At 44.3% G+C, this 26,773-nt stretch carries 23 protein-coding genes and 1 pseudogene; 15 read left to right on the forward strand and 9 right to left on the reverse strand.

Annotated features, from left to right (window positions below):
- Positions 1–58: 58 nt before the first annotated feature.
- Positions 59–382: a 2Fe-2S iron-sulfur cluster-binding protein gene (locus GQS64_RS06585; protein ID WP_077994525.1), complete on the forward strand. Its 324-nt coding sequence runs from the start codon at positions 59–61 to the stop codon at positions 380–382.
- 3 nt (positions 383–385) lie between these two features.
- Here the strand turns inward: GQS64_RS06585 and GQS64_RS06590 are convergent, their stop codons facing one another.
- Positions 386–1,012 (reverse strand): DUF922 domain-containing Zn-dependent protease, encoded by a 627-nt coding sequence (locus GQS64_RS06590; protein ID WP_198231042.1) that lies wholly within the window; start codon positions 1,010–1,012, stop codon positions 386–388.
- A 105-nt stretch (positions 1,013–1,117) separates the two neighbouring features.
- On the opposite strand from GQS64_RS06590, the gene folP reads away from it, so the two are divergent.
- The 3 genes and pseudogenes from folP to GQS64_RS06605 all read left to right on the forward strand — a co-directional run.
- Positions 1,118–1,957: a dihydropteroate synthase gene (gene folP / locus GQS64_RS06595; RefSeq protein ID WP_198231043.1), complete on the forward strand. Its 840-nt coding sequence runs from the start codon at positions 1,118–1,120 to the stop codon at positions 1,955–1,957.
- 5 nt (positions 1,958–1,962) lie between these two features.
- Positions 1,963–2,499 (forward strand): 2-amino-4-hydroxy-6-hydroxymethyldihydropteridine diphosphokinase, encoded by a 537-nt coding sequence (gene folK, locus GQS64_RS06600; RefSeq protein WP_198231044.1) that lies wholly within the window; start codon positions 1,963–1,965, stop codon positions 2,497–2,499.
- 123 nt (positions 2,500–2,622) lie between these two features.
- Positions 2,623–3,081, forward strand: a pseudogene (locus tag GQS64_RS06605) (hypothetical protein); the annotation flags it as partial.
- 105 nt (positions 3,082–3,186) lie between these two features.
- On the opposite strand, the gene cobJ reads toward GQS64_RS06605, so the two are convergent.
- The 4 genes from cobJ to cobG form a co-directional block, all read right to left on the reverse strand.
- Complete coding sequence (gene cobJ, locus GQS64_RS06610; RefSeq protein WP_198231046.1) at positions 3,187–4,554, reverse strand: precorrin-3B C(17)-methyltransferase; 1,368 nt, start codon at positions 4,552–4,554, stop codon at positions 3,187–3,189.
- Between the two features lie 71 nt (positions 4,555–4,625).
- Complete coding sequence (locus GQS64_RS06615) at positions 4,626–5,366, reverse strand: precorrin-2 C(20)-methyltransferase (RefSeq protein WP_198231047.1); 741 nt, start codon at positions 5,364–5,366, stop codon at positions 4,626–4,628.
- Positions 5,363–5,989 (reverse strand): precorrin-8X methylmutase, encoded by a 627-nt coding sequence (locus tag GQS64_RS06620; protein WP_198231048.1) that lies wholly within the window; start codon positions 5,987–5,989, stop codon positions 5,363–5,365. The genes GQS64_RS06615 and GQS64_RS06620 overlap by 4 nt, the downstream gene beginning before the upstream one ends.
- Positions 5,982–7,376 carry a precorrin-3B synthase gene (gene cobG / locus GQS64_RS06625; protein ID WP_198231049.1) on the reverse strand — a complete coding sequence of 465 codons (1,395 nt, stop codon included), beginning with the start codon at positions 7,374–7,376 and terminating at the stop codon, positions 5,982–5,984. Before cobG ends, GQS64_RS06620 begins: the two co-directional genes overlap by 8 nt.
- A 71-nt stretch (positions 7,377–7,447) precedes the next feature.
- Here cobG and cbiE point away from each other — a divergent pair, with 71 nt between their 5' ends.
- From cbiE to ilvN, 8 genes are all read left to right on the forward strand, one after another.
- Entirely contained in the window at positions 7,448–8,662 is a 1,215-nt protein-coding gene (gene cbiE / locus GQS64_RS06630) for a precorrin-6y C5,15-methyltransferase (decarboxylating) subunit CbiE (RefSeq protein ID WP_198231050.1), read from the forward strand.
- Positions 8,663–8,789: 127 nt separating this feature from the next.
- A complete protein-coding gene (gene hfq / locus GQS64_RS06635; RefSeq protein WP_077992035.1) occupies positions 8,790–9,032 on the forward strand; it encodes an RNA chaperone Hfq in 243 nt (80 codons plus the stop codon).
- Positions 9,033–9,135: 103 nt separating this feature from the next.
- On the forward strand, positions 9,136–10,482 hold the full coding sequence (gene hflX / locus GQS64_RS06640) for a GTPase HflX (protein ID WP_198231051.1): 1,347 nt from the start codon (positions 9,136–9,138) through the stop codon (positions 10,480–10,482).
- Positions 10,483–10,510: 28 nt separating this feature from the next.
- Positions 10,511–11,056 (forward strand): gamma carbonic anhydrase family protein, encoded by a 546-nt coding sequence (locus tag GQS64_RS06645; protein ID WP_077992038.1) that lies wholly within the window; start codon positions 10,511–10,513, stop codon positions 11,054–11,056.
- A gap of 66 nt (positions 11,057–11,122) precedes the next feature.
- Complete coding sequence (locus tag GQS64_RS06650; protein ID WP_198231052.1) at positions 11,123–12,106, forward strand: bile acid:sodium symporter family protein; 984 nt, start codon at positions 11,123–11,125, stop codon at positions 12,104–12,106.
- A complete protein-coding gene (locus GQS64_RS06655) occupies positions 12,066–12,905 on the forward strand; it encodes a methyltransferase (RefSeq protein WP_369805248.1) in 840 nt (279 codons plus the stop codon). Before GQS64_RS06650 ends, GQS64_RS06655 begins: the two co-directional genes overlap by 41 nt.
- Positions 12,906–13,541: 636 nt before the next feature.
- Entirely contained in the window at positions 13,542–15,341 is a 1,800-nt protein-coding gene (locus GQS64_RS06660) for an acetolactate synthase 3 large subunit (protein ID WP_198231054.1), read from the forward strand.
- A gap of 11 nt (positions 15,342–15,352) precedes the next feature.
- Complete coding sequence (gene ilvN, locus GQS64_RS06665) at positions 15,353–15,925, forward strand: acetolactate synthase small subunit (RefSeq protein WP_077992043.1); 573 nt, start codon at positions 15,353–15,355, stop codon at positions 15,923–15,925.
- A 59-nt stretch (positions 15,926–15,984) separates the two neighbouring features.
- Here the strand turns inward: ilvN and GQS64_RS06670 are convergent, their stop codons facing one another.
- Complete coding sequence (locus GQS64_RS06670; RefSeq protein WP_198231055.1) at positions 15,985–17,061, reverse strand: NAD(P)H-dependent flavin oxidoreductase; 1,077 nt, start codon at positions 17,059–17,061, stop codon at positions 15,985–15,987.
- 88 nt (positions 17,062–17,149) lie between these two features.
- Here GQS64_RS06670 and GQS64_RS06675 point away from each other — a divergent pair, with 88 nt between their 5' ends.
- Complete coding sequence (locus GQS64_RS06675; protein ID WP_077992046.1) at positions 17,150–18,271, forward strand: ATP-dependent DNA helicase; 1,122 nt, start codon at positions 17,150–17,152, stop codon at positions 18,269–18,271.
- Positions 18,272–18,348: 77 nt separating this feature from the next.
- Positions 18,349–19,116, forward strand: coding sequence for a glucose 1-dehydrogenase (locus tag GQS64_RS06680; protein ID WP_198231056.1), 768 nt, complete (start codon positions 18,349–18,351; stop codon positions 19,114–19,116).
- A gap of 178 nt (positions 19,117–19,294) precedes the next feature.
- On the opposite strand, the gene GQS64_RS06685 is transcribed toward GQS64_RS06680, so the two are convergent.
- Positions 19,295–19,513 (reverse strand): hypothetical protein, encoded by a 219-nt coding sequence (locus tag GQS64_RS06685; RefSeq protein ID WP_198231057.1) that lies wholly within the window; start codon positions 19,511–19,513, stop codon positions 19,295–19,297.
- Positions 19,514–20,726: 1,213 nt separating this feature from the next.
- Here GQS64_RS06685 and GQS64_RS06690 point away from each other — a divergent pair.
- The gene (locus GQS64_RS06690; protein ID WP_198231058.1) at positions 20,727–21,569 is read left to right on the forward strand and encodes a hypothetical protein; all 843 of its coding nucleotides are present in this window, start codon (positions 20,727–20,729) and stop codon (positions 21,567–21,569) included.
- A gap of 2,082 nt (positions 21,570–23,651) precedes the next feature.
- Here the strand turns inward: GQS64_RS06690 and gltA are convergent.
- Both gltA and gltX read right to left on the reverse strand, forming a co-directional pair.
- Positions 23,652–24,944: a citrate synthase gene (gene gltA, locus GQS64_RS06695; RefSeq protein ID WP_077992050.1), complete on the reverse strand. Its 1,293-nt coding sequence runs from the start codon at positions 24,942–24,944 to the stop codon at positions 23,652–23,654.
- 325 nt (positions 24,945–25,269) lie between these two features.
- Complete coding sequence (gene gltX, locus GQS64_RS06700) at positions 25,270–26,691, reverse strand: glutamate--tRNA ligase (protein ID WP_198231059.1); 1,422 nt, start codon at positions 26,689–26,691, stop codon at positions 25,270–25,272.
- Between the last annotated feature and the right edge of the window lie 82 nt (positions 26,692–26,773).

Below are 26,773 nucleotides of genomic sequence, written 5' to 3' on the forward strand. Positions count from 1 at the left end.
TCAAGACTCGAAAATTCGGTAAAAAAATCCGAAGAAACAATGAGATAGGGTGATTGGTTTGGTACAGATATGTTTCGTAAACACGCGTGAACAACAGCAATTTGTTGTGGATAGCCCGTCAGGTTTGACGTTGATGGAGGCAGCATTGGGAAATAATGTTCCCGGAATCGTTGCTGAATGTGGCGGAGCGTGTTCATGTGCAACATGCCACGTTTATATAGATGAGAACTGGTTGTCACGCGTCGGAGACCCGAACCCGATGGAAGATGATATGCTCGATTTTGCTTATGACAGACGTGAAAATTCCAGACTTTCATGCCAAATAACTCTTGACGAAAGTCTGGACGGTCTTGTTGTTTATATTCCGGAACGACAGGGGTGAGAATTATCTTTGCGATTGTTCGAGTTTCTGCAACCTTGCAACGAGCAAATTTATGAAACGATGTTCAAAGTTTACTGCTTCAGCCCGATCAAATTCCTTTTGCGCATTTTCGTGGCTTGCCAATATTTTATAGGTTGTTTTTTCAATGTCGTCTTTCAAGAGATTGCAATCGGGTCTGTAGGGTAAACTTTTTACCGCTCTTTCGATTTGCGAGGCATGGGCTCGCGCAATGACAATGTGGCTTTCTTCATGACGCTGAATATCGCGGGACAAAGTGTCCCAGACGAGTGCCATTTCGATTGACTTGGTGGTTCTGCGTTGCTTCCAGCGTGGCAGAGACATTTTTGCGTGCACATCGACACTGACAGAAGCAACCTTGCAATAACGCCCCTCTTGAACCAGTTTCAAGCGTGGATCAAACGAAATTGTCGTAGCACCGGGATGATGGCTGCCTGTGCTTTTCAGATAGGGGCCTTTATGTGCCAGTCCTTTATCCAATTGTTCAGGGGTTGTGCCCGATAAAGTGTAGTAGCTGACAGTTTTATAAATTCTGGCCGCATTGGCCGTCAAACAGGACGGTATCAAGAAAATACATGTAGCAGTTAAAATACCAAAAGTTTTTTTGAACATTTTAATCTCTGTCGTTAAATGTCGTAAGTTATTCTAGACATTTACATGAATATGCTAAAAAAGCATCTACAAAATCGGATAAATTTAAAGCAAGCAAAATACGACATGCAAAGTAGCTGGTCTATTGGACATAATAAAACTATTTTCCTTGGTACAAAATCTGTATTGATGGGGATTTTGAATGTAACGCCGGATTCATTTTCGGATGGTGGCGAACACAATTCGTTTGAAGATGCTATTCGTCACGCTGATAAAATGTTGCATGACGGAGCCATGATTATAGATGTCGGGGGGGAATCCACCCGACCGGGATTTGGCGAGATAGGCTGCGATGATGAACAGAGACGTGTTTTACCTGTTGTAGAGAGTTTGAGCGGGCAGGGTAAAGGGCTGTTGTCAATCGATACCTATCACGCCGAAACGGCGCGCCTTGCCTTGAAAGCGGGAGCACATATAATCAACGATATATGGGGGTTGCAGAAAGATCCGGAGATGGCAGAAATAATTGCCGAAGAGCAGGCCGGTATCATCATCATGCACAATTCGCGCGAACGCGTTCCGCTTCCCGATATGATCGAAGACCAGAAATTCTTTTTCGATAAATCATTGGAAATAGCCACAAAGGCCGGAATTCCGGACAATTCGATCGTGCTTGATCCGGGATTTGGCTTCGGTAAGAATTATCACGATAATCTCGCTTTACTTCAGCGCGCCGCCGAACTCCGGATGTTCGGTTTTCCGTTATTGGCGGCTACTTCCCGAAAAAGGTTTCTCGGAACAATAACAGGCTACGAAAATCCGAAAATGCGCGACATTGCAACCGCTGCAACTTCGGTTCTGTTAAGGAAAGCCGGTTTTTCACTTTTCCGGGTGCATAATGTGACAGATAATAAGGATGCATTGGCAATTGTTGATGCATTATTGAATATTGAAGAGAGTGATTAACGCTGATGAACAAGCCGAAAGCGGAAGAGCTTCGAGATAACGGTTGGAAGAGGGCGTGGCTCGGACTTGGCGGTAATATCGGAGATGTTATCAAAACACTTGGCAATGCCCTGGAAGATATGGCGCATGCACCGGCTATCCGGTTGAAAGCGGTTTCTTCCTATTACCGCACGCCTCCTTGGGGAAAAACCGACCAGAATCAATTCGTCAATGTCTGTTGCGTGATCGCGACCGGCCTCTCTCCAGAAGAGCTTTTGCAATTTTGTCTGAATCTTGAAAAAAAATATGGACGGCTAAGAGAAGTCAAATGGGGTCCGAGAACGCTCGATATTGACGTGCTCGCATATGAAAATATCGACCATTATCACTCTGAAACTCTGGATATTCCCCATCCGTTGATGACGAAAAGGGCATTTGTGTTGGAGCCGTTAAATGAAATAGCTCCGGATCTCGTTATTAACGGGCGCGAAGTCAAAGCGTGGAAAAACGAATGTCAGAATGAAGGTATTGTGGTACTTCCGACACACTTCACAATCAGATGACAATGGTTTTTCATTATAGTGGTGACGCGGGCAGAAAAAATCGTTAAAGGGCATTATAATTCGATAACTTTGCGAGCGTTGTCGATTGGTCAAGCTGAAGTGTTCGCAAGCTGAGGTGTTCGTATGTCAAGCGTTTTCCCGAAATCATTTCTTATTGTTGCCGGTTTAGCAATTGCTGTATCGGGATGTACTACAACCTCGACGACAAAATCGACGGCTTCAACAAATGCTTTGGTTACCCCTATAGCAAGCAATCCGGCGCCGAAATTTCCGTCATTCACCTCGTCGGCACGGAGCGTTGCACCCGATCTTGCACAAGCATGTATCAACAGCGCGGCAAATAAATACTTTTTACCGACACGGGTTATCAAAGCGGTTGATTCTCGCAAACCCGGCGATGGCTCGACACAAGTAATCTTGAAAGTCGATTTACGTGACGCGGTCTGCACTGTCAGCGCAGGAGGTGTTGTGAAATCGGTTATAGATACATCTCCGAAAAGTGCTGACCAGATAGCAGCAGAAGCACAAGCAGCATCAGCCAAGACAGTTTCACCTAGTCGTACCGAAAACACGGTTGTTAAAACTACGCGGAAAGCCACTTCTGCAACCAACGTGTCGTCCGGTAATAAAAAGCGGTCGCAAGCAACAGCCTCTTCAGGACAATCGCTCTACTAAAATTAAGCCTGTTTATTCCTTCGGGATGGGATATGACCGTGGAGTATAGCTCCACGTCTTACCGGATTGTGTAAATTTTCGTGTCTGACTTGAACCGATAATGACAACAGAACGGCTTGTTATATCTTGAACGTTTACATTGGCGAGCGTCGTAATCAACGTTTGCTCGCCAGTTCGGCCAATATCGGTGCCAATCATGATTAATCTTTCCGCCCCGCAATGTGCTTTAAGCATGTCGATGACATCCATTATTTTTGTAGGGCGCGCCCGCGAGACAGGATTATAAAGAGCAAGAACCAGATCGGCTTCTATTGCTGAAATAATCCGTTTTTCTATAATCTTCCATGGCTTGAGATTATCCGACAACGAAATAACCGCAAAATCATGTCCAAGTGGTGCTCCAAAACGTGCTGCAGCGGATTGTGCGGCTGTAATGCCCGGTTCTACTCTCACGTCGACATTATTCCAGAGCGGTGAATAATGTTGATCCAATGTTTCAAAAACGGCAGCAGCCATTGCAAATATTCCGGGGTCTCCCGATGAGATCATCGCAATTTTTTTGCCTGTTGCTGCAAGATCAAGTGCGGCTTTTGCCCGTACCAATTCCTCGCGGTTGTCGCTTGGGTGGACAATCTGGTTTGTTAGAAACGGAGCGGCCAATTTTAAATAATATTCATAGCCGAACACGTCTGTCGCTTCTTTCAACGCATTCCGTGCAGAAAGAGTTATGCCTTCGGGGCTTCCCGATCCAAGGCCGATGATTGTAAGCAGTCCACGCTCTTGCGCTGGTAAAGAGACATGTTCTTCCCGTTTCCGGTAAACCAATTTTGTCGGGGAGCCATTCTGTTCTTTATTCACGTCATCAATGACGATTTTTAATGGTGCATCATTGACCAGAGGCAGCGAACCGGTATGAAACCATTGATGGTCCCCGACCAAGGCGACTTTTTGTCCGTTTAAAAGCGATGAAATGAAACTTGCAGCATCTTCTTTATTGACAAGTTCGAGATCGGCAGGAGGCAAAAGCAGATTTAACCCGAAACGCAAATATCCACTTGTGGTAATTGCCGCGTGTCCGTGAAGAATATCAGCCAATTCACCGGCGAGTTCGTTGGCTCCGGCGTTCCCTCCCAAAAGCGGTACAATGGACGAACCATCCTCGGCAATACACAAAACCGGTGGCTCATCGAATTTGTCTTTCAATAGCGGGGCGAGAATGCGGATAACGATTCCGCAGGCACAGAATGCGACAATCGGCCGACCGGACTTGAACGCGTCCCTGATTTTATCGGAGATATTTTCTGTAAGCACAAATCCGCTATGTTTAACGCGACTTGTCCGATAAATTGTGGCGTTCCTGAAACCTTCGCCTATCGCCATTGCGTGTCGAGAAGAGAAGTCAGAAAAAACAAATATCGCAATATGTTGGGAAGAATCGTTAAACAATAATATCAACCTTTTTTCTGATGCGATTGCCCCGGTATCAAGATAAGCGAAAAATATGGCGCCTGTTCACTATCAACTTCCTTAAGCGGAACGATTTTTTGTTCCTCCATCGTAGCCCGTTCAATGTATAGAGCACGTTCGATCAGTCCCGTTTCTGCGAGCGCTTGTCGAATTTTTTCGACATTGCGACCGACTTTCAGAATGGCAAAAGCATCGCCGTTTTTGAGGCGCTCAATAAGCTGTTGTTTTTCGAGAACACCGGACAAGACGGTGAAACTTTGATTGCGGTAGCATAATGGTACCTGAAGAACCGATGCTGCACCGAAAACAGACGAAATACCCGCAATGATTTCTGTTTTATAGCTTTTCCCAAGCCGGTCATAAATATACATGAAAGAGCTATAAAAAAGTGGGTCGCCTTCGGCTAAAACAACAACGAATTTTCCATTTTTTAAAAATGTTTCAATAAGTTGTTCGGATTTTTTATAAAAATCATTTAGCTTTTCCTTATAGTCATCAGAATTGCTATCCGATTGTACGGTTACCGGATAAGTCAGGGGTTGAAGGATTGCCGAGGGAGAAATCCAGCGACTAGCTATTTTGAGTGCGTTGCTATTATGCGAATCTGTTTCGTGATAGACGATGACATCGGCCGACTGTATGGCCTTCACACCTTTGACAGTGATAAGTTCAGGATCGCCGGGACCAACGCCAACACCGACAAGCTTTGCTTTTTGATCGCTCATTCGCGTTCACTCGCCAAAGCATTGATTGCAGCCGCAGCCATAGCACTACCGCCGCGCCTTCCATGGACAACAATATAGGGAATAGAAAATTTGTTCGTCGACAATGCTATTTTCGATTCTTTTGCACCTACAAACCCTACTGGACAACCAATAATTAACTTCGGTTTATCAAAGCCTTGTTCAATCAAGTTAAGAAGATGGAAGAGCGCGGTCGGTGCGTTTCCTATAACCACCACAGCATTTGACAGATAAGGTTTCCAAAGCTCGACGGCAGCGGCCGAGCGCGTATTGTGAATTTCTTTCGCGTGAGCAGGCACAGTCTCGTCGTCAAGTGTGCAGATCACACGATTATTCGCCGGCAAGCGTTTTCTTGTAACGCCTTCGGCAACCATTTTTGCATCACATAATATTGCAGCACCACCATCAAGTGCTGTTCTGCCGACAATGCCGGCATGGTCTGAAAATGCTATATCCTTGATAATATCAATCATGCCGCAGGCATGGATGACGCGGACAACCACTTTTTCAAGATCGGCCGGTACAGTGCTAAGATCCGCTTCCGAACGGATCGTTGCAAAAGAACGATTATATATTTCCTGACCGTCTTTGATGTAATCAAGCATTCACCTGCGCCTTTTTATTTTGTGTTTCGTTTTTCGATTGTTCTATATAGCGCACAATATCGGATATGCCCGCATTCTCGAATAAAAGTTTTCCGAATTTGGTTTTCTCATCCGAATCTGCCCGATAGAGATTGTAAACGCCATCTTTGACAGCCAGTAACGTAAAGGGAAAAGCGACCGTTGCTACGCATGATTTCGGGCACGCGGTTAAATGTATAGAAGCGTTTTGCGAAGATGAGAGATGATCGACAAGGTATTTTCCGTCGCGCTGAACGTCTGACAGTGCGGAACGGCAAAATGGCGCACCGGCGCAACAATAAACATAGAGTGCCGGACTGTTTTCATCCGTCGCAAGGCCTATTCGCGAAAGTTCATTTTTTACAGATTCGGCTTCCGTCTTGGAACAATCGGATATGATTATTCCCTGATGGTGGGTAAGGCGCACCGGCGTGGCGATATTCCGTTTTTCGCCAAGTTTAGCAATTTCGCGCAATGCGCCAGATGTCAGGCGGCCAAGTTCCGGCCGCGCTCCGACGTAAAAACGTCCTTCCTGCTTTTGGGGGAAAATTCCGGCGAGTGTTGATTTGGCGTTGTTTCTGTTGATTGAAAACACAGGTTTGGAAATTTCACCGCCGAAGCGATTGGACAGATCGGTTAAAAACGCCTTGAATGTGGAACCGGAACAGAGATGTTTCATCCGGCTGATTGACGGATTGGCTCTGGCCACGGCAATGAATGCTTCGAGTGCAGAGCGGATAAATTCCAAAGCGTGACAAGCGCTGATATTTCCAACGGCATTGGAATTCTGTTTTTGATTATCAAGAGCAGATGAAGCAAAACCGAAATTATAAGTTTTACCATCGGGTAGGGCAGAGAGCCATATATCGGCAATGTGGTCGAGAACGCGGGTGGTTTCTCCGCCATTAATCAGAAAAGAAAATTTGGGAGACAGAACCGCAAACTCTTTTTCAAGTTGCAACATTTCCAGAAGTTCTTTTCCCAATTTTGTTGTGTCGCATGACATATCCACATCTATACCGGCAGTTGGTGCAACCATGACATTGCGAATATCATCTCCTTCCGGCGTTAAGGGACCAAGGCCGAGCTTTAGAAGTTTGTCGATCAGCTTTTGTTCATTATTTTTTTCAATAGCCCGAATTTGAAGATTTGCTCTCGTCGTAAGCTCGATAAAACCGGTTGAAAACGCATCTACAGCATCAGCCAAACCATTCAATTGGTCGCTTGTCACACAACCGAGTGGAAGCTTTATCCGGCAAATGCCGCCGTCATTGGCTAAGGGCATGCGAAACAATCCCGGACAGGCATATCTCCTGTCTTGAACGGCTTTAATTTTGTTTTCAATCTCGGTGGCGGGGGAATTCATCATTTTGCTTGCTCTTCAACCGTGCGGAATCTAATAAAACTAAATAGGAACAAATAGCTGACCGATCAACGTGAATGAACAAAAAACCTTGGCTTAAAATTATAGGTATCGGTGATGATGGTTGGGATGGTCTCACTCACCGCCAACAAGAAATCATCATTGGCGCTACGCATATTTTTGGTGGCAAGCGACATCTCGATTTTTTACCGGACAATCTGCAAGCGGAGTTGAAAGTCTGGCCGACTCCTTTTTTGAAAGGGATAGACGAGATACTTTCGCTCAAAGGGAAAAATATTGTCGTATTGGCTAGCGGAGACCCCATGTTTTTCGGGGTAGGTGCTACTCTTTTACGTTATCTACCCGTTGACGAGGTTCTGGTTTTGCCTCATCCGTCATCATTTTCTTTGGCTGCTGCGCATCTTGGCTGGGCATTACAGGATGTCATTTGCCTTTCGGTTAACGGTCGTCCTATTCGCTCGATTGTGTCACATTTACAGCCTCACAGCCGGTTTATCATCCTTTCCGAAAATGGCGAAAGTCCTTCAGCACTTGCGAAAATATTAACTGAACAAGGTTTTGGTGCGAGCACCATGGTGGTTATGGAACATCTCGCGGGAACAAAACAGCGTATCCGTTCGCAAAAAGCCGATACGTTCAGTCTCGAAGACTGCGAAAATCTCAACCTTGTGGCGGTTGATTGCAAAGCGGATAATGCCGATGCAGGATATTCGTGCTGTTCCGGCTTGGCAGATAGTGCGTTTTTTAATGACGGGCAATTAACGAAACAGGACATTCGTGCGGTCACCATGGCACATCTTGCGCCAAGGTGGGGGGAAGTTCTCTGGGATGTCGGGGCGGGAAGCGGCTCTATTTCAATCGAATGGCTGCGTGGCACAAAAGGTGCCCGTGCCTATGCAATCGAAAGAAATGCCAGACGGCAGGATATTATTTTAAAAAACGCCGATCACTTTGGTGTTATCGGGCTTCATTTGATAAAAGGCGAAGCGCCGTTTTGTTTTGATGGACTTGAACACCCTGATGCCATTTTTATCGGTGGCGGTTTTACCCATCCCGATCTGTTCAGTCGATGCTGGCAGAATTTGAAAAAGGGCGGTCGGATGGTGGTCAATGCTGTCACCCTTGAAACCGCTGCAATTCTTGCCGCCGAGGCGCCGAAATTGAATGCGCGACTTATTCATTTGGCACTTTCGGAAGCGGCTCCTTTAGGTCATTTCCATGTCTGGCGTAACGCTCTTCCTATTACCATGATGATAGCCCGGAAACCGTGAACGGCTTGATACGGCGTTCTACTTAAAGCTGTGGGAGCGGTTGTAGTTTCACATTGACAATCGATGGTTTTTTGTTCGATATGAACAGAACAGAATTTTTGCGGTTCGAAATATAGGTATAAGAACAATGACGGAACGATCGCAGCACCTGCAGGATCTATTTTTGAATGCAGTGCGTAAACAGAAGATTTCTCTCACAATCTTTTTGGTTAATGGGGTCAAGCTTACAGGTATAGTAACATCATTCGACAATTTTTGTGTGTTGCTTCGACGTGACGGACATTCACAGCTGGTTTATAAACATGCCATATCCACGATTATGCCCAGCCAGCCGGTGCAAATGTTTGATGACGAAGAAGACATCGAATAAGCTACATTTATTCCGGTCGGGAAGGTGTTTTGTTTGAAAAACTGTATAGGCTTGAAAAGATGGGGCATTGCCGTTTTCCGGCCTGTCAATCGGTTGACGCGTCATGACGGATGATGACAAGGCTCATAAGCTTATTTCGAGACAAACTGTAGCAACGCGGGCAATTGTCATTGTTCCCGTGATTTATGAACGGGAAAATGCCCAAAAAACCTATGAAGCTTCAACACGTTCGCGCATTGACGAAGCCGTAGGGCTTGCCGAAGCTATCCGGTTACAAGTGGTTGAAAAACTTTCTGTAAATATTGATAAACCGCGTCCGGCAACTCTTTTGGGACAAGGAAAAGTCGCCGAAATCGGAAAAATCATTGCGGAAAAAGATGTTGAATTAGCCATTATTGATTCCTCCCTGACGCCGATCCAGCAACGTAACCTCGAAAAAGAGTGGAGTTGCAAAGTAATCGATCGTACCGCACTCATTCTTGAGATATTCGGTGACAGGGCAAGAACCAAAGAAGGCGTTCTTCAGGTGGAACTTGCCCACCTCAATTACCAGAAAGGTCGATTGGTCAGAAGCTGGACGCACCTTGAAAGGCAACGCGGTGGTAGCGGCTTTCTGGGCGGACCGGGCGAAACGCAAATTGAATCGGATAGGCGTATCCTGCAGAGTAAAATTGTACGCATAAAGCGCGAGCTTGATACGGTTGTCAGAACGCGCGCGCTTCATCGTGCGAAAAGAAAAAAAGTGCCTTATCCTGTTGTCGCTCTTGTCGGTTATACAAATGCCGGCAAATCGACTCTGTTCAATCGTTTGACGGGTGCCGATGTGCTCGCAAAAGACATGTTATTTGCGACACTCGATCCGACATTGCGCAAAATCATTCTGCCACATGAACAGACAGTGATGTTGTCCGATACGGTCGGTTTCATCTCTGACTTGCCGACCCATCTGGTTGCAGCATTCAGAGCAACATTGGAAGAGGTCGTTGAAGCCGATCTTATTCTTCATGTAAGAGATATGTCGGACGTTGATAACCACGCCCATGCTCAGGATGTGTTGAACATTCTTTCAAGCCTCGGCGTCAATATCGACAATCCTGACCATATCATAGAAGTCTGGAATAAAGTAGATTTACTGGATGACGTTTCGCGGGCTGCGCTTGAGGATTCAGCACGCGCTTCTCTTAATCCGGTTGTAACGGTCTCTGCTTTGACCGGAGCAGGCATTGACAGACTTCTCGGCATGATTGAAAAACAGATTTCGGGTGAAATGGTCAAACGCCGGATCGTCCTCAAACCGGCCGAATATGGTTTGCTCGATTGGCTTTACAATAATGGTGAAGTCCTTGAAAAAAAGCCGGAAGACGATGGATCGCTTATTGTTACGGCAAATTTAACTGTTCAGGCGAATGATCGGCTGAATAATATGATAAAAACAAAACCTTCAGATTAATAATATTTACCTGTGAAGGGGAACGCAAATGGCTTTCTATCGGCTTGATGGCATTGATCCTGTAATTGAAGACACGGGCGCAACCTGGGTTGCGAAAAGTGCCGAAGTTATCGGAAAAGTCACATTAAAACCGCGCTCAAGTGTCTGGTTTGGCAGTGTTTTGAGGGGGGACAACGACGTGATAATAATCGGCGAGGGAACCAATATACAGGATTTGTCAGTTATCCATACGGACGCGGGAATTCCTGTTTCAATCGGCAAGAATTGTACGATCGGCCATAAAGCCCTTCTTCATGGTTGCACCATCGGTGACGGAAGTCTGATCGGGATGGGGGCAATCATCATGAACCGCGCCATTATTGGGGAAGAGTCAATTGTTGGCGCCGGTGCACTCGTTACCGAAGGAAAACAGTTTCCACCTCGATCACTTATTCTCGGCAATCCGGCACGTGTTGTGAGAAACCTGACGGATAAGGAAATCGAGGGCATAAAAGCATCCGCCTCCCATTATTATGACAATGCTCAAAGGTTCAAAAATAATCTTGTTCCTTTGTCTTTGCCTGAACAACTATAGAAGCCAGATAGGGATGGCGCTATTTTCCCGATTTTGTGCCTTCGTTTTTCAAGAAGAATAACGACAATGAAGTTTTTGCCCGACAAATTTTTAAGCGCACTTATTCTGGCCATTATTATTGCCAGCATTGCACCTGTTTCAGGCAAAGCCGCAGAGTGGTTTTCGTTGCTGACGCAGTTTTTTGTGGGCTTGTTATTCTTCTTGCATGGCGCGAAATTGCCATGGCACGCAGTTCTCGCAGGTATTGTTCATTGGCGGCTTCATCTGACGGTCTTCCTTGCAACCTTTGTTCTTTTTCCCGTTCTGGGTATCGTTGCAGGGGCAATTGTTCCGGGACTGAAAGAATCGGCTTTCTATGCCGGTATCCTTTATTTATGTGTGTTACCTTCCACGGTGCAATCATCAATCGCTTTTACATCTATTGCGGGTGGCAACATCCCCGCCGCAATTGTTTCTGCTTCGGCATCCAATATCTTCGGCATGTTTTTGACACCACTTCTCGTCGGTTTGTTGTTTTTTGCGGGCGGTGGTAAAGCTGCAATATCGGCAACTGCTTTTGAAAGTATTATGGTACAATTGCTTATTCCATTTGTGCTTGGGCAAATTTGCCAAAAGTGGATAGGCAATTTTATTATCCGGCACAAATCTTTGACTTCGCTTGTCGATAGAGGGTCGATCATTCTGGTTGTTTATCTTGCATTTAGCGAGGCTACAACAAGCGGATTGTGGCATACGACAAGTTGGCATGACCTTATCGTGATGGTGGTTATCGACGTGGTTTTGCTTGCTATCGTGCTTGCGATAACCTGGTATGGCTCCAAACTTTTAGGCTTTAACGAGAAAGACTGTATTACAATTACGTTTTGTGGGTCGAAAAAAAGTTTGGCAAGTGGCGCACCTATGGCAAACGCTATTTTTGCGGGGTCGGGCGGAGCAATCGGAGCTATTGTTTTACCGCTTATGTTGTTCCATCAGATACAGTTGATGGTTTGTACCATTATTGCCCGTCATTTATCGGAAAGAAGAAAAGAAATTGGACAAGACGAATAAATCCGGATTGGAACATTTTTATAATTTGGGATTATCGCTTGAAAAACAGGGTGATTTCGATAAAGCGGCCGAAGCTTACAAAAAGGCGCTCGAAGCGGATCCGGAAGATCATGGTGGAATAAGAGTAAGGCTTGCTTCTATCAACCGCGGCGAAACACCGAAAACAGCTCCCAAGGCTTATGTTGCAACTCTGTTCGATCAGAATGCCGATATGTTCGATTATATTCTTGTCGACCAATTGGGTTACGATGTTCCGCTGCAATTGCGCGAACAATTGATAAAAAACTTTCCCGACGTGAAATATGAAAAAATGCTTGATCTCGGTTGTGGAACAGGACTTTCTGCCGATGCGCTTGATGATCTGGCAAATGAAAAAACCGGTGTTGATCTTTCGGAAAACATGATTGAAATAGCCCACGAAAAGGGTGATTACCAACATTTGTTTGTGGGAGATGTAGTGGAATTTGTGAGCCGTTCGTCCGGTCAATGGGATTTGATTGTAGCCACCGATGTCCTCCCTTATATGGGAGACATTGATATATTCTTTGACAAAGTTGCTTGCCGACTCTCCAAAAACGGCGTTTTCGGATTTTCAACTGAAACTCTTGCCCAAAACGAGTTTAATGGTCTCGACTATAAAGTCGGTTCCCATCAACGCTTTGCGCATGATGTATCCTATATCAGCAAGGAGCTGAAAAAATACGGCATGAATTGTGTGAGTATCAATAACATCATTGTGCGTGCCGAGCAGGGCGAACCTGTAAAAGGGCATTTGTTTATTGCTCGCAAGCAATCCTGAGTTTTATTGAAAAAGCGGTTTTCCAAGCTATAAAAATTCGTTTTATGATTATTGTTTAATGGGCAAAAATCCGGATTTCCGATTTCGTCACTATCGGGAATGTCGAGGCCTTGTACAGGGTTAAGACGAAGAGGGCTTGAAACTTCCGATCCTCTCTTAGCGGTAATGTTGCCCATAGCAGTCATTTGAAATCAATCGGAATTGAAAAAATATAAACCCGTGTGGAGTAGACGGTTCAAGATCGGGATAAAATTTTTAAAATCTGCCGACGTCAACCAATTCCGTCATTTCAAGGCCAAAACGACACGTGAAAGCAAACTTGTGTTTCCGGTTCAATTTGCCGTCAAACTTCAACAATTTTTACTTTTCACTGAAACTGTCTGATAGGCTCAATTTTATGAGCTTTCAAGTTCAGCTTCATAAACTTCCTGTTTTGCTTAAAAAATTGAAATTTTTGGATTGACGAGCTGTTTTCTCCATAATAATGTTTCACCCATGAAACAGATTATTCTAGTAGTGCGAACGCGTATGGGGCAAATGGTGTAACCATTCGGCTTATAGCCACTCATACGCGAAACAGGCTCCCTTGGGGGCCTTTTTTATTACCTCAATGAATTCAGTTGGCGAGTAGGAAAAATGACAGAAGAACCAAAACCAAAAGACAGTTTCGATGGAAAAACAATGTCTGGTGCGGAAATGGTCGTGCAGGCACTTATCGACCAAGGGGTGGAGCGTGTTTTTGGTTATCCGGGGGGAGCGGTGCTCCCGATTTTTGACGAGATTTATCAACAGAATTCATTCGAGCATATACTCGTTCGGCATGAACAAGCGGCCGGACATGCAGCGGAAGGTTATGCCCGCAGCACCGGTAAAGTCGGTGTTATGTTGGTCACGTCAGGGCCGGGTGCTACGAATACAGTGACTGCACTTCAGGACGCGTTGATGGATTCGATTCCGCTTGTATGTTTTTCAGGTCAGGTTCCGACAACCTTGATCGGTACAGACGGTTTTCAGGAAGCCGATACTGTCGGAATTACCCGCCCGTGTACAAAGCATAATTGGCTGGTCAAGGATGTAAATGACCTGTCTCGCATTATTCATGAAGCTTTCTATATTGCGCAGACGGGGCGTCCGGGTCCTGTTCTCATTGATATTCCGAAGGATGTTCAATTTGCCTCCGGAGTTTATACCGCACCCCGATCAATGCCGCGTCAAAGTTATCGACCGCAATTGGATGGCAACAGCAAAGCAATCGAATATGCAGTCAGAATGCTTGCGGAAGCCAAAAAACCGGTTATTTATACGGGCGGCGGGGTAATATCTTCCGGAAGCGACGCCGTGCGCCTGTTGCGCGAGCTTGTTGCGCTCGGAGATTTTCCGATCACTTCGACGCTTATGGGGCTTGGAGCCTATCCGGCATCAGGGAAAAACTGGTTGGGTATGCTCGGAATGCATGGCACTTATGAGGCCAATATGACGATGCATGAGTGCGACGTTATGTTGGCAATCGGTGCGCGCTTTGATGATCGTATTACAGGGCGGCTTGACGCTTTTGCACCCAATGCGCGTAAAATCCATGTTGATATAGACCCCTCTTCAATCAACAAGATTGTCAAAGTCGAAGTGCCGATTGTTGGCGACGTTGCCCACGTTCTGGAAAATATGACACGGAATTTGCGTGCTCTGAAGCCGGTTCCTGATAAAGAAACAAGAAAGACCTGGTGGGATCAGATCAATCATTGGAGAGCACGCAACTCGCTTGCCTATAAACACAGATCCGATGTCATTATGCCGCAATATGCAATAAAGCGGCTATACGAGCTGACGAAAGAAAAGAACGCCTATATCACGACCGAAGTCGGTCAACACCAGATGTGGACGGCGCAATATTATGGTTTCGAGGAGCCGCGCCACTTCATGACATCCGGCGGATTGGGCACAATGGGCTATGGTTTCCCCGCGTCGATTGGCGTTCAGATTGCCCATCCCGATGCACTTGTTATATGTGTGGCCGGTGATGCATCCATTCAAATGAATATTCAGGAATTGGCAACGGCTATGCAACACAAGACGCCGGTCAAGGTGTTTATTTTGAACAACCATTACATGGGAATGGTTCGTCAGTGGCAACAATTGCTTCATGGAAACAGGCTCTCCAATTCCTATACAGATGCTATGCCCGATTTTGTAAAACTTGCCGAAGCTTATGGAGCTGTCGGGATCAGATGTTCCAAACCTGAGGAACTCGATGATAAAATCGTTGAAATGCTTGAATGCGACAAACCGGTTTTGTTTGATTGCATTGTTGCCAAACTGGAAAATTGTTTCCCGATGATACCTTCCGGTCGTGCTCATAACGATATGCTGCTTCCCGATGAAGCAAATGATGAAGCAGTCCGCAACGCCATAGATGCAAAAGGTCGCTCGCTCGTATAAGGAATAGGATGATGAATGCACAGAATTTAAGTTTTGGCTCAGCTTATTTTATCGAGCCGGATAATGACCCGATGGAAACCCATATGCTTGCGGTTCTGGTTGACAACGAACCGGGTGTGCTTGCCCGTGTTATCGGATTGTTTTCAGGGCGCGGTTATAATATTGAAAGTTTGACGGTTTCCGAAACAGAACATGAGCAGCGGTTATCCCGCATTACCGTTGTAACAAGGGCAACCCCTCAGGTGCTCGATCAGATTCGCCACCAGTTGGAGCGCATTGTCCCTGTTCACAGAGTGGTCGACCTCACACTTCGCGCTCGCGAGCAGGGTCAGGATGCTCCGATTGAACGGGAACTCGCACTTATCAAAGTCGCTGGTGAAGGCGCTGATCGGGTTGAAGCCTTACGTTTGGCAGACGCTTTCCATGCCAAAGTGATTGACGCCACAGTTGAACATTTCATTTTTGAAATTACCGGACGCACTGCGAAAGTCGATCAATTCATCGCAATTATGGGGCCATTGGGATTGGTTGAAATTTGCCGGACAGGTGTTTCCGCCATGAACCGAGGGCCGGACGGTATGTAATGAGGCTCGATAGAAGGCCACCGGTAAAATGCCGGTGGCTTTTTTATTAAACCGGATTTTTATTCAGCAGATTGTATTGCCTGATAATATTCTTTTTTTAGACAATCAACGAGTTCGCCTGCGTCCATCGGGCGTGAAAACGGGGCACCTTGTCCGGCCCAATAAGCACCAAATTGAAAGTTCTGTTTATCTGCCGCAAGTTTTGCAAGTTGCTTTGCTGCATCATAGGCAAAAGGATAGGGGGGAACCTCCTTATTCGGAACGTTTCGGGTAAATTCAACAAAAGCATTATCAAGTGCACGCGCCGGTCTTCCGGAAAATGTGCGGGTCATTACCGTATGATAGGCCGAGTTGCTTGCGAGAGTTTGTCGATAGCCGCTGTCGGCTTGCGATTGCGGACAGCCGATGAAGGCCGTACCCATTTGTACGGCACTGGCCCCGAGTTTTATAAAGGCTGCGATGTCACGCCCGTCCATGATGCCTCCGGCGGCAATGACCGGAATAGAAACATTTTTACGAATGATCTTTAAAAGTGGTGCAAGCGAAAGGCATTGATCGACAGAGTTTTCATCAAATATTCCGCGATGGCCACCGGCCTCGTAACCTTGGGCGATAATCGCATTGAAACCGGCATGTTCGATTGCCAAAGCCTCGTCAAGGTTGGTGGCGGTTGCAAGCAAAAAGATTCCGGCACTTTTCATAGCATTGATTTTTTCCGGTTCCGGTAGACCGAAATGAAAACTTACAATTGCCGGCTTTTCTTTCATAACGAGTTTGAAAAGTTCATCATTGGAATAAAAACTTGTATAGATTTCTCGCAGGCTCGCGGGCTGTTGGCCGTTGAATTTTTGAAACAGAGGGCTCAAACGTTGTAGCCAGTTTTCTTCAACTTGTTTTGCGATCAACGCAGGCTTATGGCAGAAAAAATTGACATTGAAAGGCCGCGTTGTCGCTTTTTTCAAGCTTTCGATTGCTTTATAGGCGATTTCAGCAGATGACGCCCCCAAACCGAGTGAACCGATTGCGCCGCTATTACAGATTTTCGCTGCCAATTCGGGCGTTGAAACGCCGGCCATCGGAGCTTGAATAAGCGGAATATCTATTTTGAAACGATCGCAAAAACCGGTATGCGGCATGTGTACCTCCCGTAAAAACACGAATATTCTATGGTAACAGGACTATAATTAACTTGCCCTTGATCGTCGAATCCTGTTTGGTTAAATCATGCAATTCTCACCTGAACAGGATAAAGCGCTTACAAAAGTATCGGCTTGGCTCAAGAATGGTCAGTCGCAGCTTTTTCGTTTGTTCGGATATGCGGGAACAGGCAAAACAACGCTCGCCCGCTATTTTGCCGAAAGTGTTGATGGTACGGTTCAATTTGCTGCCTTTACAGGTAAAGCGGCGCAAGTTTTGCGCTCGAAGGGTGCAACGAATGCGCGAACCATCCATTCTTTGATATATCGTCCACGCGGTGAAGAAGAAGTGGCAGACGAAACCACCGGAAAAACTTCGATGGCTCCGATGTTTTCGCTCAATCGGCAGAGTCCCATTGCTCAAGCCAAGCTCGTTGTCATTGACGAATGTTCGATGGTCGATGAACAATTGGGGCGTGATCTGATGAGCTTTGGAACGCCTATCCTCGTATTGGGTGACCCCGGTCAATTGCCGCCAATATCGGGTGGCGGTTTTTTTACCGAGCACGAGCCGGATTTTCTATTGACGGAAATACACCGTCAGGCGCGGGATAATCCGATTATCCGTCTGGCTATGGATGTTCGGGAAGGCCGCAATATTGATTATGGTGATTACGGTAGTGCCAAGGTAATTACCAGAAAGCAAGTGGATCAGCAATTGGTTCTTGAAGCCGATCAGGTGCTGGTTGGTATTAACCGGACGCGACGGCTTTATAATAAACGGTTGCGGGAGCTTAAAGGTTTTTCGGCCGATTACCCGCAGGCAGGTGATAAACTTGTTTGCTTGCGCAATGATCCCGCAAAGGGGCTGTTGAATGGCTCGTTATGGAAAGTCATGACAGCCTCGAAGGAAACAATCAAACCCGGTATCAGTTTGCTTATTACACCGGAAGATGACGATCGCGGTGTTGCAAAAATAAAATTATTGAAAGCAGTTTTTGACGATCCGGAAAGCGAGATTTCCTGGCAAATGAAGCGCCGTTATGACGATTTCGATTACGGCTATGCGTTGACCGTCCATAAAGCCCAAGGCTCGCAATGGGATAATGTTGTATTGTTTGATGAAAGTTTTGCATTTCGCGATACGCGCGAACGCTGGCTTTATACAGCAATTACACGTGCCGCAGAACGGTTGACAATTGTAAGATAATCATTTCATCTGATACCGATATGTGATTGCTATTAAAATGTAATAGCAAGAAAATATAGGCATGAGGAGAATTTATTATGCGGGTGAAAGATAAAGTAGCGATCGTTACCGGTGGCGCAAAAGGTTTGGGCGAGGCGACGTCACGTCTTCTGGCGAAAGAAGGTGCAAAAGTCGTTTTGACCGATCTTGATGAAGTCCAAGGCAAGAAAGTCGAAGCAGAAATTAACAAAGCCGGCGGCATTGCGAAATATATGAAACACGACGTTGCCAATGAACAGCAATGGAAAAAAGTCGTCGACGACACTGTCAAGCTATTCGGGAAACTGGATATTCTGGTCAATAATGCGGGTGTCGGACACTCGGCTTCTGCAGAAGACGAAACGTTGGAAAAATGGCGCTTTCTGCAATCGATCAACCTTGATGCCGTATTTCTGGGTACAAGAGAAGCGATCCGTGTCATGAAAAACCAGAAGAGCGGTTCGATCATCAACCTTTCGTCCATTGAGGGATTGGTTGGAGATCCAACGCTTGCTGCTTATAACGCAAGTAAGGGCGGGGTTCGTCTATTCACCAAGTCTGCCGCATTGCATTGCGCAAAATCGGGCTATGGAATTCGTGTGAATTCGGTTCATCCGGGCTATATCTGGACACCTATGGTTGAAGAAAGTGCCAAAGAAAGCGGCGATGTCGAGGAAAGAAAAGCAGCCTTAACAGCTCTACACCCGATTGGAAAATTAGGTGTACCGGACGATATTGCTTATGGCATTCTCTATCTTGCTTCCGATGAATCCGGTTTTGTCACCGGTTCGGAACTGGTTATTGATGGCGGTTATACCGCTCAATAGAAGATTTAGTAAATGCACCGTGTAATTGTTAAACCTAAATATTGGTTAAAGGGCGGCTATTTTTGCCGCTCTTAACAATTATTGAATGCAAACCGATAAGTTATGGGAATTCATGACATTAAATTGAATAACAAGTTAATATAGATTTTTGCATTTAGATATAGAACTTTTTTGAACTTCAGTTTTGATTTTGTTGATATATCGGTTTTAGTGGAAGTGCATCTAATGGTTGTTTTCTTTTTTGTTGAGAATAGAACATATGGGGCGAATGTCGTCCTTTGTCACGCTGTCTTATGACATTGTCCATATTCATGACCAATGAATTTTCAGCCAGTTCGTTTATGTCATCAAACATGGCTTCTAATTGGCGAATGATCTTTTCGGCTGTGAGCAGCATAAAATAGTTTATCGCCGCTTGACATGCTCGAACCGGATGGATGAACCGTATCTTTGCAATTTTAGCTGAACTGATCTCATGTTCTCAACGGGTTGACCAATGTAACAAACTTTGAATTGCATTGTTCAGTAATATGTCTGTAAAAAAACACATATTCCTCTAGCACTATCCGTGTCACGAAAGGTGGATTGAAGTTAAAACTGCATATCTCCTCTAATCAAAATAGAAGCGATATGCCGATTTATATCAACAGGACTGATAGTGGCGCCCACCAAGAAGGTGGGGCTGTTGTCGGTTTTGTCGGATACATGGGAGCTCATTTACCGACAGGAGTTCTGAATAAGACTGGTTCCGATAGGTCCCTATCGGAGCAAAATATAATGGCTTGCACGCCAACTCAAAAGGGCAGAACAAGTGAATTTACTCTTTTACAAACAAACTTACCGGCACTGTCTTAAAATCATGAATGTGATCGCTAAAATTTATGATTGGCGAGGTAAAGCTGGACTTTACGACTGATGCGCACATATATTTGTCTCCGCAATCTTGCCGTTATCATCTATGTTAATTAATGAGTCTATGGCCTACAAATCTCCCCAAAAATAACGATAAGTTCAATCGAATCAGTACGACTAATATAATTAAATGTAATGGCGGTTTAATACTATGATGTTAATCCATAAAAATATTACAAACAAATATAATGAATATAATATAAAAATATATAATTATAAATAAATATAATTAATTTTCCATTTTTAATAAATTTTAAATCATAATTCATGTAAATAAGTATTTTTCAATACACAATATTTTCTGTAAAAATAAAAAATGTACTTACATTATAATTTTATTTCATTATTTTTGTATCCAAAACGTTAATAAAACATATTTTAAGTATCTTCTACAAAACATCCAACTGCTGATTCTGCATTGCTATCCTAACTCAACCGCCTTCATGTCGTTCTGATACTCAAATCATCTGGTTCTCACCAAATCGGGTCTTTTTAGCGCCGATCAACTACCAGAGCCGAAAATGGACTGTGTTAGAAATGAATGTAACTCGTAAGCTAACGTCGATATGTGGGAAAGGATATAATAGATTTTGTTACAATTCTAGAAAAATAATGAAAACATTATTATAAAATAATTCCGAATCGCGCCATTTACTTATAAAATTGAAAATGATTCTTTACGAAATTGGAGTTATAAAATGGAACTTGGAATTTCATTTACTGGAGATATCGCAAATAAAAATAAACTACCAGCTTACGAAGGAATTAAATCAGTTGAGCATATATCGTGTTCATTGTTAATTATTTCGAGTTTTTTGGTTGAAGGCCGAATTCGCCGAAAAAAATTTCAAGCTCTGCCTATTGAATTTAATCTTGTGGCACAGAGAAAAGGTAGCTTCGAATTTTTGTATGAAGTTATCTTGCCAACTTCAGCAAGTATTGCAATAGAGTTGGGCGAAACGATCACAGCTGAATTTATGATTGATTTCTTGAAGTATATATACCAACGACTTTTAGGAAAAAAAGAAACTGTAGAAAACAAAGAGATATCTAAACTTGAAGAACGACACTCGGGAGATGTTAACGCAATTGTAGATGCGGTTGAATCATCTATACGACAAGCCCATAACATCGTCAACAATGGTGTGCTCAATATTCAAATTTTTAGTGGAGATTCCCCACGCGATAATATCATTAATTTCGATTCTCGGTCGAAAGCATATCTTAATGACTATATTGAAGATAAATCACCGAGAGTAAAACTTTTTAGTATTAGCAGTTTCAATGCTAATGAAGGAACTGGACGAGCATTCGATCTTCAGGAAAAAAGGACAATTCCATTTAATGTTAGTAATGATTTTGATGAAAAATCTATTAATTTCTTAATTCATAGCATGCACGAATATACAAAGAAAAGACGTTTAAACCAAATAGTGAATTCGTCTATAGCTCTAAAATATACCTGTATAATGGATAGAGCCGGGAGAGTTAAGAAATTAACTATTCAAAAAGCTCGAAAAGAACTAAATGATTTGGTTTGAAATAAAATTTAACAACATGAAAAAATATTTGAACGCATTTTAAAAGTCGATGTTTATTGTTTTTGCTTAGAGTATTTAATAAGATCGTAATTTAAATCAAACATGGTAACAAAAATTGTATGTATTAAGGTTTCCGAAACAAAAAATAAATTATTTATATCCTGCTTAGAAAATTAGAAGTTTCCTTTAAAAGGCTTCATGTATCATCTGCACCTTGAAATATGTTAGGCATAACATTTCTGTCGAGAGAGGTTCAGTCTGTTTGGAGATGACCGAAAAACTGAAGTTCGGTGTTATTGATACATTGTTAGTCTATGTGAGTTCTCTCCTTGGTTGGGATATGATTGAATTTGTCACGTTGATATGAGAGCGGAATAGGCTAATCATTATGCAAAAACGTCACCAGTTTGGTGATATCAATCCCCAAAAAAAATTTTGGTGAACTGACTTGTGGTGTCCTGACATTAGTTGCAAATTCTAAGCGCAAACCAATTGGCAAGCCAACTAAATAACATATAGCTGTCAGTGCTAAACGAAAGTAATTGTTCTTCCTATGGTTCGGAACGATAAAATGAATCAAAAATCCACAATTATTTTGGAAAAAATGAATTTTTTTCAGAAGATCAATGAAAATATCTTTTAACTGTGATCGCTTAAGAGTGCATAAGAGGTTAGCATAAGTATTAATTAAGGCACAAAATGTTTGATACGCAAGTTGCTTAAAGCATAGGACATCATAGATTTTGCATCTTTGTGCAATTGCGTATTTCATCGCAAAAATGAATAATTAACCAATCTGATTTGTTGAGGCAACATACGTCTAATCAAGACGTGGCCTTATATTTTTGGTTTTTTCAGGTCGAAAAATTAAACGAGAAATTTTATATAAGTTTGTGATCGTTGGCGAATACATTACCAGTATTAAAAATATTTACCGGATAAGCACATATCAAGCTAAATTTCTTAACATTTTGTACTCAACGGTAGATTGTCACGCTATCGGCTTACGTGTTACTATTTTTGTATTCCAAGAACATTCCAATTCAAATTAATCAAAAGAATGACTATATTTCGTTTCACTTTATTTAATTTATATTACCTATTTTCATAATGCACTAGTCGTATAATCATTGCTGAGATACAGCTTTATTTTTTTCCGAGTTCAGGACTTATTACTTTTATGAAACTCAGTTTTAACCGGTTAGTTATTCGCTGATTTTTAATGTGGGTGACACCAATAAATTGGTTGTTTTTCCGAGCGAGGAAGGAGTGATGCGAATATTTCGTTGTTTTTCACTGTCTCAAATCGTTGTCTGTATAAAGACCAGCATGTTCTCATCAGTATTGGTTGTTTCAGCAAGAGCAGACATTGGTTGGATGAGAGTTAGCTGCGATAAATGCTTTAAAACTGCTTCATATGCAGGAGCCGGACTGGCGTGTTTGACGACAGCTTTTTTGCCTTTATCCGAAAAGCTAAGGACTTCAATGAATTATGGACCTATGCACCCCCCCCAAGGTGCATCATAAGCTAAGATGTATATTGAAAACGGCAATATACCTCGACCGTTTCGGCTGCAAAAGACCTCTTTAATTCAATCCTGCATATGGTCGTTCGCCAAGATGAAAAGTTGATATGCCTGTTTTTGCAAAAATCGAGGGTGAGTAGTTATAGAGGACCGATTCTCCTGTTCTGCCGGTTTTTCCAGATCACTGCAATTCTTTGCGTACAGTGGGGTATCGGTTGTTTTCGCTAGGCGTTGTTTTGGCAGCAACATTAAGACTTGCATTTCACACTTAAAGGGCAGGGCAAATTGGAATTCGTTTTCACAATCAAACTTACCGATGGCGACTTGAGACCAAGAATCTGTTCGACGAGTTCAAGAACTGGCAGCTTAGAGTTATATGGCATGACTGTGCAAGTTTGTCTCAGCTTAACTTATCGTCAGCTTCTAAATTAACGTGTCCCGAACCTAAATTAAAGAGATTGGATATTCCGCTGTAAGTTAAAAATAACCCCGCCATAAAATTTGTGACGGGGTTTTAATTTTTGTTTTTCCGGAAATTGAATATTTCCGAAGCAAATTATTTGCGTTTGTCCAGCGGTACATATTCGCGGCGTGCTGCACCGGTATAGAGCTGACGCGGACGACCAATTTTCTGTGCCGGATCTTCAATCATTTCTTTCCATTGAGCAACCCAGCCGACACAACGTGCCAAAGCAAACAGAACTGTGAACATATCGGTCGGGAAGCCCAAGGCTTTCAAAGTAATGCCGGAATAAAAATCAACATTCGGGTAAAGCTTCTTCTCGATGAAATACTCGTCATGGAGAGCGATATGTTCGAGTTCCATAGCAATGTCGAGAAGCGGATCGTCTTTAATGCCGAGTTCCGTCAACACTTCATGACATGTCTTTTGCATGATTTTTGCACGCGGGTCATAATTTTTATAGACGCGGTGACCAAATCCCATAAGTCTGAACGGATCGTTTTTATCTTTCGCACGTGCGATAAATTCAGGAATTCTTTCAACTGATCCGATTTCCTGAAGCATTTTCAAACATGCTTCGTTAGCTCCGCCGTGGGCAGGACCCCACAAGCAAGCGACGCCGGCAGCAATACAAGCAAACGGGTTGGCTCCCGAAGAACCGGCCAAACGGACAGTCGATGTTGAAGCGTTCTGCTCGTGATCGGCATGAAGGATGAAAATACGATCCATTGCCCGTGCCAATACCGGATTGACTTTGTATTCCTCACAAGGCACAGCAAAACACATTTTCAGGAAATTCGCGGCGTAACCCAAGTTGTTACTTGGATATACGAACGGTTGGCCGATTGAATATTTGTAGGCCATAGCGGCAAGTGTCGGCACTTTTGAAATAAGCCGGATGGACGCGATCATCCTTTGACGCGGGTCGGCAATATCAAGTGAATCATGATAGAAAGCCGACATTGCTCCAAGGCAGGCTACCATCACAGCCATCGGGTGTGAGTCACGACGGAAGCCATGGAAGAATCGCGAGAACTGTTCGTGAACCATGGTGTGCTCGCGCACAGTCCGGTCAAAATCTTCTTTTTGTTTTTTGCTGGGGAGTTCTCCATAAAGCAGCAAATAACAAGTTTCCATGAAGTCACCTTGCTCGGCAAGCTGATCTATCGAATAGCCGCGGTAGAGCAATACACCGGCATCTCCGTCAATATAGGTAATCTTGGATTCGCAAGAAGCCGTTGATGTAAAACCGGGGTCGTAAGTAAACGTTCCCGTTTGCTTATAAAGCGGTGCAATCTCGATAACGTCCGGGCCCATTGTGCCTTTGCGTACCGGAAGTTCAATGCTTTTACCGTCAACGGTTATATGTGCTTTATTGTCTATCATGTATCTTCCCTTTCAGACCCTCCACCCCAAAAAGATGAGGTGCCGCGTTCACACTACAGGTAATAATTGCGGCTCATGTCTAATGCCTGTGTTACTTTCCAGATTATCCAAAAAGCGCCGGCTTGCAATCTCTAAGTTGTGTATTTTTATGTTACCGGTGTCAATCTTGTGTGATTCAAGCACAGGAAAATGCGCGTATCAAAGATCGGCATTGCCCGCGGTCGCAAAATGTCCAAACTAATTTGATAAAAAATGCCACAGCGCTTTGAAAGGAGCTGTGGCACAATAATAAAAATCAAGATACCGGCTAATACGGCGTGAAGTCTCAGGCGATCTGGTCTCTTATCCGACCCAGCGACTCTTCGCGTCCCAAAATAACGAGCACATCAAAAACACCGGGTGAAACCGCCCGACCGGTTAATGCTGCCCGCAAGGGCTGTGCAACTTTACCGAGCTTTAATTGGGCACCTTCCGCATATTGCCTGATGATGTGGTCAAGTTGTTCCTTGTTCCAGTCGGTGCAAGCTTCAAGAGCCGGATAGACAGCTCTCAAAATCGCCTTTCCTTCCTCATTCAAAAGGTTGGTAGCCTTTTCATCAAGTTTCAAAGGCCTATCGGCAAAGATAAAAGCGGCATTGTCAATCAGTTCTACAAGCGTTTTGGCGCGTTCTTTCAATTCCGGCATTGCTTTTAGAAATTCAGCCCGGTTTTTATCATCGAGCTTCGTTTGAAGTTCCTTACCGCCTTCGATTTCCGGTAGAATGGAAAGCGCGGCATCAAACAGTTCTTTGTCATTGCTCATGCGCATATATTGGCCGTTGATCGCCTCAAGTTTCTTGAAGTCGAAGCGGGCAGCACCTTTGTTGATGTCATCAATATCAAACCAAGAAATCATATCTTCAGTCGACATAATCTCGTCATCGCCATGGCTCCAGCCAAGACGTACAAGATAGTTGCGCAAGGCTATCGGCAGGTAACCCATTGCGCGATAGGCATCAACGCCGAGGGCGCCATGGCGCTTTGACAGTTTTGCACCGTCAGCTCCGTGAATGAGTGGAATATGAGCCATTACCGGAACATCCCACCCCATGGCATTAAAAAGAATTGTCTGGCGTGCAGCATTGGTCAGATGGTCATCGCCACGGATAACATGGGTTACTCCCATGTCGTGGTCATCAACCACCACCGCCAACATATAAGTAGGTGTTCCGTCCGAACGCAAAATAATAAAATCATCAAGATCCTTGTTGGGGAAATGTACATCCCCTTGTACACGATCGTGCACGATTGTTTCGCCCTGAAGGGGTGCTTTTATGCGGATAACCGGTTTTACTCCTTTCGGAGCCTCGGAAGGATCGCGATCGCGCCAGATGCCGTTATAACGCGGGGGTTTTCCTTCTGCTCGTGCTTTTTCACGCATTTCTGTCAATTCTTCCGGTGTGGCGTAGCAATAATAAGCTTGCCCTTTTTTGACGAGTTCTTCGGCAACTTCACGGTGACGGTCAACACGTGAGAATTGCGAAATAGGCTCGCCATCCCATGTCAATCCCAACCACTTCAATCCGTCAATAATTGCATCGACCGCTGCTTTGGTGGAGCGTTCCCGATCGGTGTCTTCGATACGAAGCAGCATTTTGCCACCGGTGTGCTTGGCGTAAAGCCAGTTGAACAGGGCGGTACGCGCTCCCCCGATGTGAAGAAAACCGGTGGGTGAAGGGGCAAAACGTGTAACTACAGGCGTGGACATAAATGTCTCCAGATTTCTACGAGTATTCCATTGTCAGTATGGTGTCGAACCATTAGCATAGACTCACTCACGTGTGCCAGTC

It is taken from the genome of Bartonella sp. P0282 (assembly GCF_048452985.1).
Lineage (GTDB): Bacteria > Pseudomonadota > Alphaproteobacteria > Rhizobiales > Rhizobiaceae > Bartonella > Bartonella choladocola.